Below are 19037 nucleotides of genomic sequence, written 5' to 3'. Positions count from 1 at the left end.
AGGGAGTGTATTACTTATGAGTAAAATTATCGGTATCGACTTAGGAACAACAAACTCAGCTGTTGCTGTCCTTGAAGGCGGCGAAGCAAAAATCATTACGAATCCAGAAGGAAACCGTACCACACCTTCTGTTGTTTCATTCAAAAATGGTGAGATCCAAGTAGGGGAAGTTGCAAAACGCCAAGCAGTGACAAACCCGAATACGATTTCTTCTATTAAACGCCATATGGGTGAAGCAGGATACAAAGTAGAAGTTGAAGGCAAATCTTATACACCACAAGAAGTTTCCGCAATGGTTCTTCAATACATCAAAGGATTTGCTGAAGACTATTTAGGTGAAAAAGTTGAAAAAGCAGTCATCACTGTTCCTGCATACTTCAACGATGCACAACGTCAAGCAACTAAAGATGCTGGTAAAATTGCCGGTCTTGAAGTAGAACGAATCGTCAATGAACCAACTGCCGCAGCTTTAGCTTATGGGTTAGATAAAACAGATAAAGATGAAAAAATCCTAGTCTTTGACTTAGGTGGCGGTACTTTCGACGTATCGATCCTTGAATTAGGTGATGGCGTCTTTGACGTATTGTCAACTGCTGGGGACAACAACCTAGGTGGGGATGACTTTGATAACAAAATCATCGATCACATGGTAGCAGAATTCAAAAAAGAAAACGGCATTGATCTTGGAAAAGACAAAATGGCTTTGCAACGTTTGAAAGATGCTGCTGAAAAAGCGAAAAAAGACTTGTCAGGTGTAACAAGTACCCAAATCAGCTTACCGTTTATCACAGCTGGCGATGCTGGTCCATTGCACTTGGAAATGACCTTGACTCGTGCGAAATTTGATGAATTAACAGCAGACTTAGTAGAACGTACAAAAATTCCAGTACGCCAAGCTTTGAAAGATGCTGGCTTATCACAATCAGAAATTGATGAAGTGATCTTAGTTGGTGGTTCAACTCGTATTCCGGCAGTAGTTGATGCTGTACGTAAAGAAACCAATAAAGAACCAAACAAATCAGTAAACCCAGATGAAGTGGTAGCGATGGGTGCTGCGATCCAAGGTGGCGTGATCACTGGGGATGTGAAAGATGTTGTCTTACTAGACGTTACACCATTATCATTAGGTATCGAAACGATGGGTGCTGTCTTCACAAAACTGATCGATCGTAACACAACGATCCCTACAAGTAAATCACAAGTCTTCTCAACTGCAGCAGACAATCAACCTGCCGTTGATATCCATGTCTTGCAAGGGGAACGTCCAATGGCTGCTGACAACAAAACATTAGGAAGATTCCAATTGACGGATATTCCACCAGCACCTCGTGGCATCCCTCAAATCGAAGTAACATTTGATATCGATAAAAATGGGATCGTCAATGTTTCTGCAAAAGATTTAGGTACACAAAAAGAACAAAAAATCACGATCAAATCATCTTCAGGTCTATCAGACGAAGAAATCGAACGCATGGTAAAAGATGCTGAAGCAAACGCTGAAGCCGACAAACAGCGCAAAGAAGAAGTTGATCTACGCAATGACGTCGATGCATTGTTGTTCACTGTTGATAAAACATTGAAAGAGCTTGAAGGCAAAGTGGATGCAGACGAAGTCAAAAAAGCGGAAGAAGCTCGTGATGAGTTGAAAGCTGCGGTTGAAGCAAACAACTTAGAAGAAATGAAAACCAAACGTGATGCTTTGAATGAAATCGTACAAAACTTAACCGTTAAATTATACGAACAAGCAGCACAACAACAAGCACAAGAAAATCCAGAAGCTGCACAAGGCGGCGCAGACGATGTGGTTGACGCCGACTTTGAAGAAGTAGACGGTGACGATAAATAATCGCTGTTTGTGAAAAAGCCAAAGTCACCGCTTTGGCTTTTTCTTATGAATTTGCGAAACGTATTTTTCTAGAGCGAATTATATGCTAAAATACGAGAGACGCAAGAATAGAGTGGAGGGAAGCCAATGGCAGACAAAAGAGATTATTATGAGGTCTTAGGTCTACAAAAAGGGGCTTCGGATGACGAAATCAAAAAAGCTTATCGTAAGCTTTCAAAACAATATCATCCAGACATCAATAAAGAACCTGATGCAGAAGCAAAGTTTAAAGAGATTTCTGAGGCCTATGAAATATTAAGTGATTCCCAAAAAAGAGCTGCTTATGATCAGTATGGTCATGCTGGTACCGATCCGAACTACGGAGGCGGTTATGGCGGTGGATTCGGCGGCTTTAACAGTGGCGGATTCTCCGGTGGCGGTTTTGGTGGATTTGAAGACATTTTCGAATCATTTTTCGGTGGTGGAGGCGGCAGAGCAGCCAATCCTAATGCACCTCGACAAGGAGCGGACTTGCAATATGCGGTCGATCTTTCCTTTGAAGAAGCGATTTTCGGAGTGGAAAAAACTGTTCAATACAATCGTGAAGAAACCTGCCATACCTGCGGTGGGAACGGGGCAAAACCAGGTACTTCACCAGAAACCTGTCATAAATGTCATGGTGCAGGTACTATCAATGTTGAACGTCAAACACCACTCGGTCGTGTGATGAGCCGTCAAACCTGTGATGTTTGTCATGGAACTGGGAAAGAAATCAAGGAACCATGTACAACATGTCATGGTACTGGTCATGAAAAGAAAAAACATAATGTAAAAGTCAACGTACCAGCAGGTGTCGAAGATGGACAACAAATGCGCTTGTCTGGTCAAGGAGAAGCCGGAACCAACGGTGGTCCTTATGGGGACCTATACGTTGTTTTCCGTGTGGAAGAAAGTGATATTTTTGATCGTGACGGTTCTGAGATTTATTACGAGCTACCGCTGAACTTTGTCCAAGCTGCTTTAGGCGACGAAGTCAATGTACCAACGGTTCACGGGAATGTGAAATTAAAAATCCCAGCTGGTACCCAAACAGGCACAAACTTCCGCTTACGCGGTAAAGGAGCCCCTCGCTTACGGGGAGGCGGCAATGGCGATCAACAAGTTAAAGTAAAGCTGATCACACCTAAGAACTTAAATGAGGAACAAAAAGAGGCATTGCGGGCTTATGCAAAAGCCAGTGGCCATGAAACCACCGAACAACAACCAGAAGGATTTTTTGATAAAATGAAAGATGCTTTTGGTGGGAAAAAGAAATAACAAGTCAATAATCCAATTCATGCCCTGATAAAACCATCCGTTTTATCAGGGCATGAGTGGTTGTAAGAATATAAATGTGCAGTATGGACGAGAATCGAATCTTCTTGTCCATCTTTTTTTCTTTTCCTTTGAAATCGCTTGCTTAGTATGTCACAATGAAAGTAGACCAATTAAAGGAGGAGATACAATGGAAAGAATATTTGCGAGTCCGTCACGATACGTTCAAGGAAAAGGTGTATTGAAAGATGGTTTATCCCACATTAAAGATTTAGGGAAGAAAGTGCTGCTTTTGACCGATGAAACAGTTTGGAAAATTGCCGGTGAAGACTTATTTGATAATCTCAAAGCAGCTGATTTAGATCCGGTAAAAGAAATTTTTGGTGGAGAAGCTTCTGCAAATGAAATCGATCGTATCGTCTCTAAAGCCAAAAGCGAATCCATTGAAGTGATTGCTGCATTAGGTGGCGGGAAAGCCATCGATACTGGGAAAGCTGTTGCAGATGAATTAAAAATACCGATTGCCGTTTTGCCAACGATCGCTTCTACTGATGCACCAACTTCTGCACTTTCTGTTATTTATACAGATGAAGGTCGCTTTGAAAAGTATCGTTTTTATAACAAAAATCCTGAACTTGTCTTAGTGGATACAGCTGTTATTGCGAAAGCGCCTGCCAAGTTATTGGCAGCGGGTATTGCGGATGCACTCGCAACCTATGTCGAAGCACGCGCCGTTGCCCGAAGCCATAGTCAGAATATGGTTGGCGGCATTCAACCAATTGCCGGCATGGCGATCGCTGAAAAATGCGAAGAGATTCTTTTTGAGAATGCGCTGAAAGCCTATCAAGCAAATAAAAAACAAGTCGTTACCGAAGCGTTTGAACAAATCGTGGAAGCCAACACTCTGTTAAGTGGTTTAGGTTTTGAAAGTGCTGGTCTGGCAGCAGCTCATGCGATCCATAATGGCTTGACAGCCCTTGAAGGAGACGTCCATGATTTGACTCATGGAGAGAAAGTTGCTTACGGGACACTTACACAATTGATGCTGGAAAACGCGGATCCTGATGAAATTGACCAATATATTGAGTTGTATCAGGCGTTGGAATTACCAACGACATTAGCTGAAATGCATCTTGCGGATGTCAGTGATGCAGACCTTATGAAAGTCGGCAAACAAGCAACCATCGAAGGGGAGACGATTCACAATATGCCGTTCACGGTATCTGCAGAAGATGTTGTAGCCGCGATCAAAGCCGTGGATGCCTATGTGACCGCTTATTATCCTCTATGATGTTATTTTATTAACGTTGATTGATCGATACTTGTTGATTAAAAAAACGTTTGACAATGAAAAAGAGTCGTGCTATTTTGTTAACAAGCAAATTAAAGGAGGGAACAAGACATGACGAACTTCAACACACAAACTACATGTTGTTGTTGTATGGTGCAAAAAGCAGCATACCCATTTGTCATGCCTATTATTAGTTCCTTTGTCGTAGCAGATCGCTGAGTTTTTTAGTGATTCGCTTCTATCCGGATAAGACGACATTTTTGGGGGTACTGATGTAATAGTCAGTACCCCTTTTTGTTTGCTTTTTTTTATCGCTTTCATTGGCGACGGCTGATGATTGCAAACGAAAATGAGTACATGAAGCATACGAGTTGTACCAAAAAAGTTGAGCGAGGAGTCGAGCGATGATCGTTAATAATATAAAAGCATTGATTGGGCAAACCCCATTCTTTGAATTTGATGCCGCAGCATTTGGCGGCAAAAAGGGAAGTACCATCTACGCAAAACTTGAGTATTTAAACCCTGGCGGAAGTATCAAGGACCGGCTAGGAAAATATTTGATCGATGAAGCGTTTCGTGAGCATGTGATCGATCATGAGACAACCGTTATCGAACCGACAGCGGGAAATACTGGAATTGGTTTGGCTTTAGCTGGGATCGAGTATGGCTTAAAAATGATTTTTGTCATTCCTGAAAAATTCAGCCTTGAAAAGCAGCAATTGATTGAAGCATTAGGCGGGACCATCGTTCATACGCCCACTGAAGCAGGCATTCAAGGGGCGATTGAAAAAGCAAAGGAACTAGCAAAACAGCTGCCAAATAGTTTTATGCCAATGCAATTTCACAATCAAAACAACCCTGCAGCCTACCAAGCAACCTTAGGCCCAGAGATCTTTCAGGAGCTATCTGGAAAAATTGATAGCTTTGTTGCCGGCGCTGGTAGCGGGGGAACCTTCGCAGGTGTCGCAACATACTTAAAGAAGCAAAAATCAAGCACTCGACTTGCTGTTGTTGAACCAGAAGGATCAATCTTGAATGGCGGTCCTGCCCACGGCCATGAGATTGAAGGGATCGGTGTTGAGTTCATTCCACAATTTTTCGACGATTTACGTATTGATCAAATTTATACGATCAGTGATGCGGAAGGCTTTGCCTTTACTCGTTACTTGGCAAAAAACTATGGTCTGCTTATTGGGAGTTCAAGTGGAGCCGCCATGGCAGCAGCCGTCAAAGAAAGTTTTGTTTTGCCAACGGGTAGCTCGATCGTCACAGTTTTTCCCGATGGTGGCGACCGCTATCTATCAAAACAAATTTATGCTGGCGAATCCACAATTACACCATTTACAGGAGGAGAATACAATGCACTTTAATACAAAAGTAATCCACGGTGGTATCAGTGAAGACGAAACGACTGGGGCGGTCAGTGTGCCGATCTATCAAACATCAACTTACAAGCAAAACGCACTTGGTCAGCCAAAGCAATATGAATACAGTCGTTCAGGCAATCCAACTCGTTTTGCCGTAGAAGAATTGATTGCGGATCTTGAAGAAGGCGCCCAAGGGTTTGCTTTTGCCTCTGGATTAGCAGCCACACATGCGGTCTTCTCGCTGTTTCAGACAGGAGATCACGTCATTTTAGGGGATGATGTGTATGGCGGGACGTTTCGTTTGCTTCATCAAGTATTAGAAAAAAGCGGGTTGACTTATTCGCTAGTCAAAACCGATGATTTAGCTGCTATTGAAGCAGCAATTCTTCCTGAGACCAAAGCGATTTTTCTAGAAACACCGACGAATCCATTATTGAAGATTACGGACATCGCAATCGTTGCCCAACTAGCTAAAAAACAGGACATTTTGACGATCGTGGATAATACCTTTGCGACGCCATATTTTCAAAAGCCGCTACAATTAGGCGCAGATATTGTGATTCACAGCGCTACCAAGTATCTCGGTGGACACAGTGATGTAGTAGCTGGGTTAGCGGTTGCCAAAGAGCCACAAATCGCCAAAAGAATTGCTTTTTTACAAAACGCCATTGGTGGTGTATTGGGGCCTCATGATAGCTGGTTGATCCAACGAAGCATCAAAACACTTGCTTTGCGGATGGAAGCACATCAAAACAACGCGATGAAAATTGCCCACTACTTACAAGCACATCCAGCTGTCGCAAAGGTTTATTATCCAGGATTGATTGACCATGAAGGACATGAAATCGCCAAATCACAGATGTCTGGGTATAGCGGTATGATATCTTTTGAACTAACCGATGAAACGAAAACAGCCGGCTTTGTTGAAGCATTAAAGATTTTTACTTTAGCAGAAAGTTTAGGTGGCGTGGAAAGTTTGGTAGAAGTGCCAGCCGTGATGACCCATGCCTCAATCCCTAAAGAAATTCGCCAGCAATCTGGGATCAAAGATGGCTTGATTCGATTGTCGGTCGGCATCGAAGACGGTGAGGATCTACAGGCAGATTTAGAGCAAGCGTTTGAAAAGGCAGGTAACTAGTGATGGGGAGAGAGTTTATTCCAATTTTTTCAGACTGGGCAGCTGAGTACGATGAAACAGTTGCAGGTAAGGATGAAGAATATCGAGCAGTTTTTTTAAAATATGAACAGTTACTAGCAGAAATTGCTGAAAAGGCAGGGCGGTCTGTGGTAGAATTTGGTAGTGGAACTGGAAATCTAACACAAGCTCTACTTGATCAAGGAAAAAATGTGCTGGCGATCGAGCCATCGCCAGAGATGCGGCGGATCGCCAAGTCAAAACCCAGTCTTTCTAAAGTGACTTTTGTTGATGGTGATATGGAGGTTTTTCCTGAGATCACGGATGCGATTGATACGATCGTTTCTACCTATGTTTTTCATCATCTTACGGAGGACGAAAAACAACGGGTGATCGGTAAATATGCGGCGATGCTGCCAAAAGGCGGGAAAGTGCTTTTCGGTGATACGATGTTTCTTTCTTTAGCCCGCAAAATGGAACTAATCGACGAAGCGCGTCAAGCTGGTCACCAGCGACTAGCCGCTGATCTGGAACGGGAGTACTATCCAGTTACTGCGGATATCGAACGGTACTTTCGCCAACAGGGGTTTACCAGTCGTTTTAAGCAAATAAATGAGTATGTTTGGCTTGTGGAAGCACAAAGAGAGTAGGAGAGAAGTACAATGAAAATGAACGTTGAAAGCTTTAATTTGGATCATACGAAAGTCAAAGCACCTTATGTACGGGTTGCCGATAAAAAACAAGGAACGAATGATACCATTATCAAATATGATGTCCGTTTGAAGCAGCCGAACCAAGCGCATATGGAAATGGCAAGTCTGCATTCTTTAGAACATTTGACGGCAGAATTGATTCGTAATCATGCAGATTATATCGTGGATTGGTCACCAATGGGCTGCCAAACCGGCTTTTATTTGACTGTCTTGAATCATGACGATTATGAAGAGATTTTGACAGTCCTTGAAAAAACCATGAGGGATGTTTTGCAAGCAACTGAAGTACCTGCCAGCAATGAAGTGCAATGCGGTTGGGCGGCGAACCATACCTTAGAAGGTGCGCAAAAATTAGCGCAAGAATTTCTTGATGAACGTGACAATTGGTCGACCGTTTTTGCCTAAACGAAAAAGATCATAGAAAAAAGTGCCTGTGTTTGTATTCACGGGCACTTTTTTTGTTGGCTAAGCAATAAGAAGAGGATTCAATATTTGGGGTTCTTCAAAGTGATAAGCTGCATTTTTGTTATCTTTTTGTAAGGCGTATTAGTTTTGGGGTGAACGTTGGTAAATAAGTGTAATATGTCGCTTCTGATCTGCTCATTGGATTTCAAATATTATTTGATAGTTTCAATAAATTGTGAGCTGCAGCTTACGCGGGTGAAAAGGAAATGTTATAATAGAATTAACTACTCAATAAAAATATGCTATATCAAAGGTGAATCCTAGTGGCTCTTACCAGGTCTTTAGGAAGTAGCACGCGGTTTGCCAAGAATGTATGTAAGCAATTCTTTTTTAATAAAGAAGGAGAGGAAGAAAAGAAGATGAGCATCTTAAAGCAATGGCAAGCAAAACATCAAGCGAAAAAAGAAGCGAAAAAACAAGCGTTACGTTTAAAAAATGCGAGGCTTCGTGCGCAAGGAAAAGAGCCATTGAAAGGTTGGGGAAAGATGGTTGATACCGGCATCGGTGGGGCAAACAAAGCAAACCCGATCGATACAAAAGTATTTTTAGGTGAAAATCAAAAACGGATCTCAGAAGAAACAAAAAGAAAAAATCAATGAAAAAAGACCTCTGCAACAGCCCGAGAAAAGAGCTGTTCCAGAGGATTTTTTTAGATATTCAATACTTTGTCTAAGAAATCTTTCGTACGATCGTGCTTAGGGTTGGTAAAGATTTGCTCAGGTGTGCCGTCTTCTAAGAAATTACCGCCATCAATAAACATCACGCGGTTCGCTACTTCTTTGGCAAAACCCATCTCATGAGTGACGATCACCATGGTCATTCCTTGTTTGGCTAGGTCTTTCATAACATTTAGTACATCCCCAACCATTTCGGGATCGAGTGCGGAGGTTGGTTCATCGAACAGCATCACATCGGGATTCATCGCTAAAGCTCTCGCAATCGCCACCCGTTGTTTTTGTCCTCCAGATAGATTGTCAGGGTACATGTCTTTTTTATCAGCCAGACCTACCGTCTCTAATAAACGAATCGCGTTTTGTTCCGCTTCTTGCCGAGAAGCATTTTTTAGATCCATCGGGGCTAGAATGATGTTTTCTAAGACTGACAAGTGCGGGAAGAGATTGAAATGCTGAAACACCATGCCGATATGTTGTCGTACAGCATTGATGTTGGTGTTTTTATCCATCAGATGCGCGCCATCAATGATAATATCACCGCTGGTTGGTTCTTCTAAGCGGTTCAAACAGCGTAAGAACGTCGATTTTCCAGATCCTGAAGGACCGATCACGCAAACAACTTCTCCTTCAGCGATGGAAACATTGATATTGTTCAATACGGTATTGTCTCCGTATTTTTTCACAAGATTTTCAACTAAGATTTTTTCTTTCATGCTATTTCACCTTCTTTTCTAAAACTTTTGCAAGTTTCGTTAAAGCTGTGATCACGACTAAGTAAATAATCGCGATGATCAAGTAAACATAGGTACTTTGCGTGGTCCGAGCAACGATGATTTTCCCGGTTTGCAATAATTCTACGACTCCGATAACCGAGATGATCGTTGTATCTTTCAGCGAGATAACGAATTGGTTAACGAAAGATGGAATCATGATTTTGATCGCTTGCGGTAAAATGATTTTCTGCATCGTCCGAGTGTAGGTCATCCCCAAACTTCGAGAAGCTTCCATCTGACCTTTTGGCACCGCATTGATCCCGCCACGAACGATCTCAGCGATATAAGCACTGGCATTTAAGGTCAATGTAATGACCCCGGCTGCAAAGTCCGGAATTGTGATACCAATCGCATCGGAAAGACCGAAGAAGATGAAGAAAGCCAATACCATCATTGGGATACCACGAATGATATCTACATAGATTCCTGCAAAAACCCGTAAAGCTTTGATTGGTGCGACACTAAATAGTCCAAAAATGATCCCGATCACTAATGCTAAAGCAAATGAAATCAAGGCTAGTAAAAGGGTATTCCATAATCCTTTTAATAAGACGTTATAGTTGTTGCTGATCAAACCAGTGATCGTTGATTCATCTACTCGTTTTTCTGTGGCAGAACCATCTTCAATGTATTTGTTGATGATTTGATCGTACTCCCCAGTACGTTTCATTTCTTTCAATGCTTCATTAAACATTTGGATCAATTCAGGATTTTGGCCTTTTTTCACCGCAAATCCGTACTGACCGCCAGATTCTTTTTCAATCGGTGTCATTAGTTTTTGTCCTTGGCTGATGGCATAACCAATCACTGGATAATCATCCATCATGGCATCAATTTGCCCACCGTTAACAGCCGCATATAATTGATCGGCGGCATCATAATATTTGATGGAATAGCCATATTTCTCTTCGTTGGCGATCAGGAAGTCTGCACTTTCTGTCCCAACTTTCGCACCGACGGTTTTCCCATCTAAATCTTCATAAGATTTGATGGAATCATTGCCTTCTTTTACAGCAATCTGAATACCACTTTCAAAGTAAGAATCAGAAAAGTCATAGGATTGACGACGCTCATCAGTGATTGTCATCCCAGCAATCATCCCATCTGCTTGGTTACCGTCCAACGCTTGCAAAGCTCCTGAAAAACCGATGAAATTGAATTCAATGTTGAATCCTTGCAATTCTGCAGCCCGATTCATTAAATCAACATCGATTCCCACATATTCGTTGTCTTCGTTTTGAAACTCGAATGGGGCAAAAGCGGAGTCACTGGCAATGCGGTAAACATCTTTCTTTGGTTCGACTTTCACCATTTCGCTAGTGTCTGCATCTGAATCAGACGTTGTGATGTAAGTATTGACGATTTCATCGTATTTGCCGGAAGCTTTCATATTGGCTAAACCAGCATTGAATTTTTCAAGTAGCTCTTGATTTTGGCCTTTTCTGACAGCGAATCCGTAAGAAGCACCTTTTTCAGGTTCGCCGACAAGTTTCATCGGTTCGCCATTGTTAATAGCATAGCCAAGCACTGGAAAATCATCGAAAGCGGCTGCCACAGTACCATTGCGTACAGCGCCATATAGTCCAGTAGCGTCATCATATAATTTGATGTCGTAGCCATATTGGTCTTTATTGCTTTCTAGAAAGCGGGCACTTTCGGTACCAACCTTTGCACCGACCGTTTCGCCCTCAAGATCTTCATAGCTAGTAATGCTGTCATTATCTGCAGCTACAGCCATTTGGATCCCGCTATCAAAATAAGGGTCAGAGAAATCAAAGGTTTCTTTACGTTCCTCTGTAATACTCATCCCAGCGATCATGCCATCTAGCTGATTTGATTGCACTCCTTGAATGGAGGCGTCAAAACCTAAAGGACGTAAATCGACTGCGAAACCTTGATCTTCAGCGATCGCGTTTAATAAATCTATATCGATCCCAACATATTCATTGTTTTCATTTTGAAATTCGAAAGGCGCAAATGTTAAATCTGTTCCTATCTTATACGTAGTTTCCTCCGCATTCGCTGACTTTACCGAAAAAGTAAAAAAGCTGACAATCAGCGCGATTATAGCGAAGGTCATGTGTTTTCTTTTCAAGAAAATTCCTCCTTTAGATATAACGTATCTATAAATTATATGGATTTTTTCTTCAACACACAAGTCTTTCTCTTTAAAAATGTGACAAATTCCTTCAAACCTCACATCGGATGTTAGAAAAACGAACATGTTAAGTTATGCTAAATCGCATGAAACTTTCATAGCAAATGATGGCGAAAGTATGTTCGCTATGATATACTTATTTATGGAAAAGCGACAGCGAGTTTTTCTTTTTTTGTTGTCGTTTAGAATAATCGAGGGGGAATGAAGATGATCGAAAGAACAACTTCCCATGAATTTGACTTAGTATCAAAATATCAACCAGCAGGTGATCAGCCGGAAGCGATACGTCAGTTGGTTGACGGGGTGGTCGGTGGAAAAAAAGCACAGATTTTGTTGGGAGCCACTGGTACTGGTAAGACTTATACGATTTCTAATCTAATCAAGGAAGTCAATAAACCGACATTGATCATTGCCCATAATAAAACATTGGCTGGACAATTATATGGCGAGTTCAAAGACTTTTTTCCAAATAATGCGGTCGAGTACTTTGTCAGTTACTATGATTACTATCAACCAGAAGCGTATGTTCCTTCCAGTGATACATACATTGAAAAAGACTCCAGTGTTAATGATGAAATCGACAAGCTACGGCATTCGGCAACCAGTTCTTTATTAGAAAGAAACGATGTGATCGTTGTAGCGTCCGTCTCCTGTATTTTCGGTTTAGGTTCGCCGATTGAGTATGCGAGACAAGTTGTTTCTTTACGAGTAGGGATGGAAAAGTCTCGAGACCAACTATTAAAAGAATTGATCGAGATCCAATTTGAGCGAAACGACATCGATTTTCAACGGGGACGTTTTCGCGTGCGTGGCGATGTTGTGGAGATTTTTCCAGCTTCTCGTGACGAGCGAGCATTACGCATTGAGTTTTTTGGGGATGAAATCGATCGGATCCGTGAAGTCGATGCCTTGACGGGTGAGATCATGAGTGACACCGAACATGTGTCGATCTTTCCGGCAACCCACTTTGTGACCAATGAAGACCATATGGAACATGCGATCGCCTCGATTCAAAGTGAGCTGGATGCCCGACTGGAAGTCTTGCGAGCGGAAAATAAGCTGCTAGAAGCACAGCGTTTAGAGCAGCGAACCAATTATGATATTGAAATGATGCGGGAAATGGGGTACACCTCAGGGATCGAAAACTACTCTCGCCACATGGATGGACGAAAAGAAGGGGAACCGCCCTATACGTTATTGGATTTCTTCCCAGATGATTTTCTATTAGTAATCGACGAATCACACGTAACGATGCCGCAAGTTCGTGGGATGTATAACGGTGACCGGGCGAGAAAACAAATGCTAGTGGACTACGGTTTCCGCTTGCCTTCTGCGCTGGATAACCGTCCGTTGCGTTTGGAAGAATTCGAGAAACATGTCAATCAAATCGTCTATGTTTCGGCCACGCCTGGTCCTTATGAGTACGATCAAACCGATACCGTCGTTCAACAAATCATTCGTCCAACTGGTCTGTTAGATCCGGTAATCGAAGTACGACCGATCATGGGTCAAATCGATGATCTCGTGGGAGAAATTAATGAGCGCGTTGAGCGAAACGAACGGGTCTTTGTTACGACCTTGACGAAAAAAATGTCAGAAGATTTGACGGATTACTTCAAAGAATTAGGAATCAAAGTCAAGTATTTACACAGTGATATCAAAACGTTGGAACGAACAGAAATCATTCGCGATCTACGTCTCGGTGAATTTGATGTACTAGTGGGGATCAACTTGCTACGGGAAGGTCTTGACGTACCGGAAGTTTCTCTGGTTGCGATTCTTGATGCCGATAAAGAAGGTTTCCTACGAAGCGAACGTTCATTAGTCCAAACTATTGGACGGGCAGCTCGTAACTCAGAAGGAAAAGTAATCATGTACGCCGATAAAATGACGGATTCGATGCAGCGAGCAATCGATGAAACAGCCAGACGCCGTGGTATTCAAGAAGCGTACAATAAAGAACATGGGATCGTACCGAAAACTATTATTAAAGAGATTCGCGATCTGATTGCGATCACGAAAGTGGCGGAAGAGACCGGTGAATACACTACGACATCTTATGAAGAACTAAGTCGTGAAGAAAAAGCAACCTTGTTGCTGAAATTAGAAAAAGAAATGAAAGATGCTGCAAAAGCATTGGATTTTGAAACGGCTGCTACCTTAAGAGATACTATTCTTGAGCTGAAGGCTGCTGATTAGAAGGAGAAACAATATGGCAAATGATAAAATTGTGATCCATGGGGCACGGGCCCATAATTTAAAAAATATCGATGTGACGATTCCCAGAGACCAGCTCGTTGTGGTAACTGGTCTTTCGGGTTCAGGGAAAAGCTCCTTAGCATTTGATACATTGTATGCCGAAGGACAGCGCCGATATGTCGAAAGTCTATCGGCGTATGCCCGTCAGTTTTTAGGGCAAATGGATAAACCCGACGTAGATAGCATTGATGGACTTAGTCCAGCGATTTCTATCGATCAAAAAACCACCAGCAAGAACCCGCGATCAACAGTAGGAACGGTTACTGAAATCAATGATTATCTGCGGCTTCTTTACGCCAGAATCGGTCACCCGATTTGTCCCAATGATCATATTGAGATTACTAGTCAGTCGGTTGAGCAGATGGTGGATGAAGTTTTGGCATTACCAGAACGCACCAAGATCCAATTGTTGGCACCGATCGTTTATCAAAAGAAAGGGCAGCACAAAAAAGTCTTCGAACGTATCCAAAGAGAAGGTTATGTTCGGATGCGGGTGGATGGCGAAGTCTATGATGTCTCCGAAGCGCCTGAATTGGAAAAAAATAAAAAGCATGATATTGCTATCATCATTGACCGAATCGTTGTAAAGGAAGGCATCCGTTCTCGTCTGTTTGATTCCTTTGAAGCGGCATTACGTTTAGCGGATGGCTATGCGGTAGTCGATGTGATTGGTCAAGAAGAGATGCTTTTCAGTGAGCATTATTCTTGTCCGTATTGTGGCTTTACAGTTGGGGAATTAGAACCACGGCTCTTTTCATTCAATGCGCCTTTTGGTGCTTGTCCAGACTGTGATGGTCTTGGTGTGAAGCTCGAAGTCGATGTAGACTTAGTGATTCCCGATCAAACCAAAACCTTACGTGAAGGTGCCATATTGCCATGGAACCCAATCAGTTCTCAATATTATCCGCAAATGCTAGAACAGGCTTGCCAAGAATTTAATATCGATATGGACACACCCTTTGAAGAACTGCCAGAAGAACACAAAGACATTATTTTGAATGGTTCGAATGGAGAAATTTTCCATTTCCATTATGAGAATGATTTTGGTGGGGTACGTGATGTTGAGGTCGCTTTTGAAGGGATCTTACCAAATATCAAACGCCGTTATCATGAAACCAACTCTGATTTCACTCGGGATCAAATGCGTTTGTATATGACGGAATTGACTTGTAAAACTTGTCATGGCTATCGTTTGAACCCTCAAGCGCTGTGCGTGCAAGTCAACGGAAAACACATTGGTGAAATGAGTGAGATGGCCATCAACAATGCCTTGAACTTTGTCGAAGAATTGAAACTAACGGAACAAGAGCAAATGATCGCACGTCCCATCGTGAAAGAAGTCGATGATCGTTTAAGCTTCTTAAAAAATGTCGGATTGGACTATTTGACCTTGAGCCGTGCGTCAGGCACGCTCTCTGGTGGGGAAGCGCAACGGATTCGTTTGGCAACACAAATCGGCTCCAATTTGTCTGGAGTGCTTTACATTCTTGATGAGCCATCGATCGGTCTTCACCAACGAGACAACGATCGTTTGCTCGATTCATTACGGAAAATGCGTGATCTTGGGAATACCCTGATTGTCGTTGAGCATGATGAAGACACGATGCGGGCAGCGGACTACTTGATTGATGTTGGTCCAGGTGCGGGACACGCAGGCGGTGAGATCGTGGCTGCCGGCACTCCAGATGAAGTTGCAGCTAATGCGTCTTCTTTAACAGGCCAATACTTATCTGGAAAACGACAAATCCCAACACCGGCAGAACGCCGCAAAGGCAATGGTGAAAAGATTCGTGTGACCGGTGCTTCTGAGAATAACTTGAAAAACATTTCAGTCGATTTTCCACTAGGAAAGTTCGTCGCAGTTACAGGGGTCTCTGGCTCTGGTAAATCAACATTAGTCAATGAAATTTTGAAAAAAGCGTTAGCGCAAAAAATCAATCGGAATTCGAACAAACCTGGTCGCTTTAAAACCATTACTGGTTATGAAGCTATCGAGAAATTGATTGATATCGATCAAAGCCCTATCGGTCGGACGCCTCGAAGCAATCCGGCAACATATACCAGTGTCTTTGATGACATTCGTGATTTATTTGCTAAAACCAATGAGGCGAAAGTCCGTGGTTATAAAAAAGGCCGCTTTAGTTTTAATGTAAAAGGTGGACGCTGTGAAGCATGTAAAGGGGACGGAATTATCAAGATCGAGATGCACTTCTTACCTGATGTCTACGTACCTTGTGAGGTTTGTCATGGCAAACGTTATAACTCAGAAACCTTAGAAGTTCATTACAAAGGAAAAAATATTTCTGAGATCTTAGATATGACCGTGGAAGATGCAGTGGAATTTTTCCAACATATTCCAAAAATTCATCGGAAATTGCAAACGATCGTTGATGTCGGTTTAGGTTATGTCACTATGGGACAACCAGCCACTACTTTGTCTGGTGGGGAAGCGCAACGGATGAAACTTGCAAGTGAACTGCACAAAAATTCTAATGGTAAGAGTTTTTATATCTTAGATGAACCGACAACAGGTCTGCATACGGATGATATTGCCCGTTTGTTGAAAGTCTTGGAACGGTTTGTTGACGCAGGCAATACTGTTTTAGTGATCGAACACAACTTGGATGTCATCAAATCAGCGGATTATGTGATTGACTTAGGTCCAGAAGGTGGCGAAGGCGGTGGAACGATCATTGCAACTGGTACACCAGAAGAAATTGCTGCCGTTCCAGAAAGCTATACCGGTCATTATTTGAAAAAAGTCCTATGATCAAGAGGGAAAGCTTCCACTTTTTTACTTATCTGTCAATAGGTTTCGCTAAAGTTTAAGGAAGCCTGAAATATCTGTAAATTTCATGATAAAGGCTTGAAATCAAAAATTTATTTGATAGAATAGCAATAGGTATATGTATATTCGCATTGAATAAACTGCCTATAAGTTCTATCCGTTCAAAGTGGGAGAAAGCAATCAAAGATAGATACTTTGATTGCTTTTTTCTTTGTGGTATGATAATGCTATTGTAATTAAACGAAACGAGAGCGGTCGTTTTTCGTATTCAAAAGAGAGAGTGATTTTTGATGAGTCAGGAAAATTTTCTTCCCATATTATTAGGAAGCGATATGAATGTTTATGGTATGGCCAGAGCATTCCACGAAGCTTATGGCATTCAATCAGTTGCCTATGCTGGTGCGGAACTTGCGCCAACCCGCTTTAGTAAAATTGTAAAAATCAATCAAGTGGAAGGTTTTGAGCATGATCCCGGATTCACTGAGACGCTGATCGAGTTAGGGAAAAACACTTACAACGATCCTACAATCAAGTATTTGTTGATTCCTTGCGGCGATGGCTATGCGGAACTGTTGGCAAAACACAAAGAAGAATTGCAACCTTATTATACCTTTATCGCCAATGATTATTCCTTATTAAAACGGTTGATCAATAAAGTAAGTTTTTACGAAGTTTGCGAGGAGTATGGTTTGCCTTATCCAAAGACGTTCATTTTAACACCTGAACTGTTGACGGAAGGAACCTTTAAAGGAGAGCTGCCGTTTGATTTTCCTGTAGCCTTGAAACCTGCAAATAGTGTCGCGTGGCTTTCGGTTGATTTTGAAGGTCGCAAAAAAGCTTTCATCATTGATGATCGAGCAGAATTTGAAGAAATCGTTTCTCGCATTTATCAAGCGGGGTATCAATATGAAATGATCGTCCAAGATTTTATTCCTGGTGACGACAGCAACATGCGGGTTTTAAATGCGTATGTTGATGAGAATCATGAAGTTCGCGTGATGGGCTTAGGTCATCCGTTACTAGAAGACCCAACCCCAGGTGCTGTTGGGAACTATGTCGTGATTATTCCAGACGAAAATGAGCAAATTTATCAAATGATCCGCAAGTTTCTAAAAGAGATCGAATATGTTGGATTTGCCAATTTTGACTTGAAATATGATGCACGAGACGGGCAATACAAATTATTTGAAATCAACTTGCGTCAAGGAAGAAGCAGTTTCTTTATTACCTTAAGCGGATTGAATCTGGCGAAGTTTATCACAGAAGATTTAGTCTTCGAAAAACCTTACACAGAAACGGTTTATGGCAAAGCTGACGCGCCAGAAGCGAAATTATGGCTAGGGGTACCAAAAAACATCTTCTTGACCTATGCAAAAGAAAATCCTGCAAAAGAACGGGCAAAAAAATTATTAGCAGAAGATCGTTGGGGAACGACTGTTTTTTACAAAGAAGACTTATCTTTAAAGCGTTGGATTCTATTAAAGAGGATGTTCCATCTGTACAACAAACGATTCAAAACGTATTTCCATACGAAAGAAGGCTAGAAGATGGAGAATTTTTTTAGTATTTTAGGCGGCATGGGAACGTTAGCGACGGAAAGTTTTGTTCGCATCTTAAACCGACGGACGCAGACCCATAAAGACCAAGACTATTTGAACTATGTTTTATTCAATCATGCGACAGTTCCAGATCGGACCGCGTATATTTTAGATAATACGTTAGAAAATCCGGTTCCTTATTTAATGGATGATATCGAAAAGCAAAATCTATTAAAACCCAATTTTATTGTACTGACTTGTAACACGGCTCATTATTTCTTTGATGAATTACAAGCAGCCACTGAGATTGAGATACTGCATATGCCTCGGGAGGCGGCGAAAGTCGTTTTTGAAAAAGGCGTCACTGGAAAAGTGGCCTTTCTTGGGACAGAAGGCAGTGTCAAAGCCGGCATCTATGAGAAAGAACTGCGCCAGTTGGGACTTGATGTCTATCTGCCAGAGCCAGCGATCCAAAAAAAGGTCAATACATTGATCTATGATCGAATCAAAGAAAATGATCATCTTGATCAAGGGCTTTACTTTGAGATATTGGAAGAAGTTACCGAACGAATCGGCTGTGAAAGCGTAGTGCTTGGATGTACCGAGTTGTCCTTGATGGATGAGTTTGTGACTGACAATCCTTATCCAGTCGTGGATGCTCAATCCATATTGGTTGATCGGACGATCGAAAAAGCATTGGCAGATCGCCAAGCAATCTAAAGCTGATAGCGACGTTA

General features: G+C 42.0%; 14 protein-coding genes. 12 read left to right on the top strand and 2 right to left on the bottom strand.

The annotated features are described in order from the left end of the window. Positions 1 to 16 precede the first annotated feature (16 nt). The 8 genes from dnaK (at position 17) to IGI78_RS09045 (ending at position 8709) form a co-directional block, all read left to right on the top strand. Positions 17 to 1846, top strand: coding sequence for a molecular chaperone DnaK (gene dnaK / locus IGI78_RS09080; RefSeq protein WP_005235649.1), 1830 nt, complete (start codon positions 17 to 19; stop codon positions 1844 to 1846). A 126-nt stretch (positions 1847 to 1972) separates the two neighbouring features. Continuing rightward, complete coding sequence (gene dnaJ, locus IGI78_RS09075; RefSeq protein ID WP_005235650.1) at positions 1973 to 3142, top strand: molecular chaperone DnaJ; 1170 nt, start codon at positions 1973 to 1975, stop codon at positions 3140 to 3142. Positions 3143 to 3329: 187 nt separating this feature from the next. Then, positions 3330 to 4430, top strand: a complete 1101-nt coding sequence (locus tag IGI78_RS09070; protein ID WP_195265068.1) for a glycerol dehydrogenase — start codon at positions 3330 to 3332, stop codon at positions 4428 to 4430. Between the two features lie 404 nt (positions 4431 to 4834). Continuing rightward, on the top strand, positions 4835 to 5800 hold the full coding sequence (locus tag IGI78_RS09065; RefSeq protein ID WP_144771746.1) for a PLP-dependent cysteine synthase family protein: 966 nt from the start codon (positions 4835 to 4837) through the stop codon (positions 5798 to 5800). Then, complete coding sequence (locus IGI78_RS09060; protein WP_195265070.1) at positions 5790 to 6935, top strand: cystathionine gamma-synthase; 1146 nt, start codon at positions 5790 to 5792, stop codon at positions 6933 to 6935. The genes IGI78_RS09065 and IGI78_RS09060 overlap by 11 nt, the downstream gene beginning before the upstream one ends. A gap of 2 nt (positions 6936 to 6937) precedes the next feature. After that, positions 6938 to 7582, top strand: a complete 645-nt coding sequence (locus IGI78_RS09055) for a class I SAM-dependent DNA methyltransferase (protein ID WP_081118612.1) — start codon at positions 6938 to 6940, stop codon at positions 7580 to 7582. Between the two features lie 12 nt (positions 7583 to 7594). Beyond that, positions 7595 to 8050 (top strand): S-ribosylhomocysteine lyase, encoded by a 456-nt coding sequence (locus tag IGI78_RS09050; RefSeq protein ID WP_194194596.1) that lies wholly within the window; start codon positions 7595 to 7597, stop codon positions 8048 to 8050. A gap of 419 nt (positions 8051 to 8469) precedes the next feature. Next, positions 8470 to 8709: a hypothetical protein gene (locus IGI78_RS09045; RefSeq protein WP_140964833.1), complete on the top strand. Its 240-nt coding sequence runs from the start codon at positions 8470 to 8472 to the stop codon at positions 8707 to 8709. Positions 8710 to 8759: 50 nt separating this feature from the next. Here IGI78_RS09045 and IGI78_RS09040 read toward each other — a convergent pair whose 3' ends face one another. Both IGI78_RS09040 and IGI78_RS09035 read right to left on the bottom strand, forming a co-directional pair. Then, entirely contained in the window at positions 8760 to 9497 is a 738-nt protein-coding gene (locus IGI78_RS09040) for an amino acid ABC transporter ATP-binding protein (protein ID WP_077454419.1), read from the bottom strand. Between the two features lies 1 nt (position 9498). Further along, positions 9499 to 11652 carry an amino acid ABC transporter substrate-binding protein/permease gene (locus IGI78_RS09035; RefSeq protein WP_096742780.1) on the bottom strand — a complete coding sequence of 718 codons (2154 nt, stop codon included), beginning with the start codon at positions 11650 to 11652 and terminating at the stop codon, positions 9499 to 9501. Positions 11653 to 11922: 270 nt separating this feature from the next. Here IGI78_RS09035 and uvrB point away from each other — a divergent pair, with 270 nt between their 5' ends. From uvrB to IGI78_RS09015, 4 genes are all read left to right on the top strand, one after another. Continuing rightward, complete coding sequence (uvrB, locus tag IGI78_RS09030; RefSeq protein WP_086292292.1) at positions 11923 to 13914, top strand: excinuclease ABC subunit UvrB; 1992 nt, start codon at positions 11923 to 11925, stop codon at positions 13912 to 13914. Positions 13915 to 13927: 13 nt separating this feature from the next. Then, the gene (gene uvrA / locus IGI78_RS09025; protein ID WP_140964829.1) at positions 13928 to 16744 is read left to right on the top strand and encodes an excinuclease ABC subunit UvrA; all 2817 of its coding nucleotides are present in this window, start codon (positions 13928 to 13930) and stop codon (positions 16742 to 16744) included. Positions 16745 to 17052: 308 nt separating this feature from the next. Then, positions 17053 to 18306, top strand: a complete 1254-nt coding sequence (locus IGI78_RS09020; RefSeq protein ID WP_081118607.1) for a carboxylate--amine ligase — start codon at positions 17053 to 17055, stop codon at positions 18304 to 18306. Positions 18307 to 18309: 3 nt separating this feature from the next. Next, positions 18310 to 19020 carry an amino acid racemase gene (locus IGI78_RS09015; RefSeq protein WP_077454414.1) on the top strand — a complete coding sequence of 237 codons (711 nt, stop codon included), beginning with the start codon at positions 18310 to 18312 and terminating at the stop codon, positions 19018 to 19020. The last annotated feature ends 17 nt before the right edge of the window (positions 19021 to 19037 follow it).

The organism is Enterococcus sp. DIV1767 (assembly GCF_050542585.1).
GTDB classification, from domain to species: Bacteria; Bacillota; Bacilli; order Lactobacillales; family Enterococcaceae; genus Enterococcus_D; species Enterococcus_D innesii.
This window is presented reverse-complemented; position numbering and strand designations above follow the sequence as displayed.

What these genes read in the sequence shown, in the direction of transcription:
- IGI78_RS09070 (WP_195265068.1), top strand. Translation starts at nt 3,330, where the DNA reads ATGGAAAGAATATTTGCGAGTCCGTCACGATACGTTCAAGGAAAAGGT.
- IGI78_RS09060 (WP_195265070.1), top strand. Translation starts at nt 5,790, where the DNA reads ATGCACTTTAATACAAAAGTAATCCACGGTGGTATCAGTGAAGACGAA.
- IGI78_RS09015 (WP_077454414.1), top strand. Translation starts at nt 18,310, where the DNA reads ATGGAGAATTTTTTTAGTATTTTAGGCGGCATGGGAACGTTAGCGACG.
- IGI78_RS09055 (WP_081118612.1), top strand. Translation starts at nt 6,938, where the DNA reads ATGGGGAGAGAGTTTATTCCAATTTTTTCAGACTGGGCAGCTGAGTAC.
- uvrB (WP_086292292.1), top strand. Translation starts at nt 11,923, where the DNA reads ATGATCGAAAGAACAACTTCCCATGAATTTGACTTAGTATCAAAATAT.
- IGI78_RS09050 (WP_194194596.1), top strand. Translation starts at nt 7,595, where the DNA reads ATGAAAATGAACGTTGAAAGCTTTAATTTGGATCATACGAAAGTCAAA.
- IGI78_RS09065 (WP_144771746.1), top strand. Translation starts at nt 4,835, where the DNA reads ATGATCGTTAATAATATAAAAGCATTGATTGGGCAAACCCCATTCTTT.
- IGI78_RS09040 (WP_077454419.1), bottom strand. Translation starts at nt 9,497, where the DNA reads ATGAAAGAAAAAATCTTAGTTGAAAATCTTGTGAAAAAATACGGAGAC.
- dnaK (WP_005235649.1), top strand. Translation starts at nt 17, where the DNA reads ATGAGTAAAATTATCGGTATCGACTTAGGAACAACAAACTCAGCTGTT.
- IGI78_RS09020 (WP_081118607.1), top strand. Translation starts at nt 17,053, where the DNA reads ATGAGTCAGGAAAATTTTCTTCCCATATTATTAGGAAGCGATATGAAT.
- uvrA (WP_140964829.1), top strand. Translation starts at nt 13,928, where the DNA reads ATGGCAAATGATAAAATTGTGATCCATGGGGCACGGGCCCATAATTTA.
- dnaJ (WP_005235650.1), top strand. Translation starts at nt 1,973, where the DNA reads ATGGCAGACAAAAGAGATTATTATGAGGTCTTAGGTCTACAAAAAGGG.
- IGI78_RS09045 (WP_140964833.1), top strand. Translation starts at nt 8,470, where the DNA reads ATGAGCATCTTAAAGCAATGGCAAGCAAAACATCAAGCGAAAAAAGAA.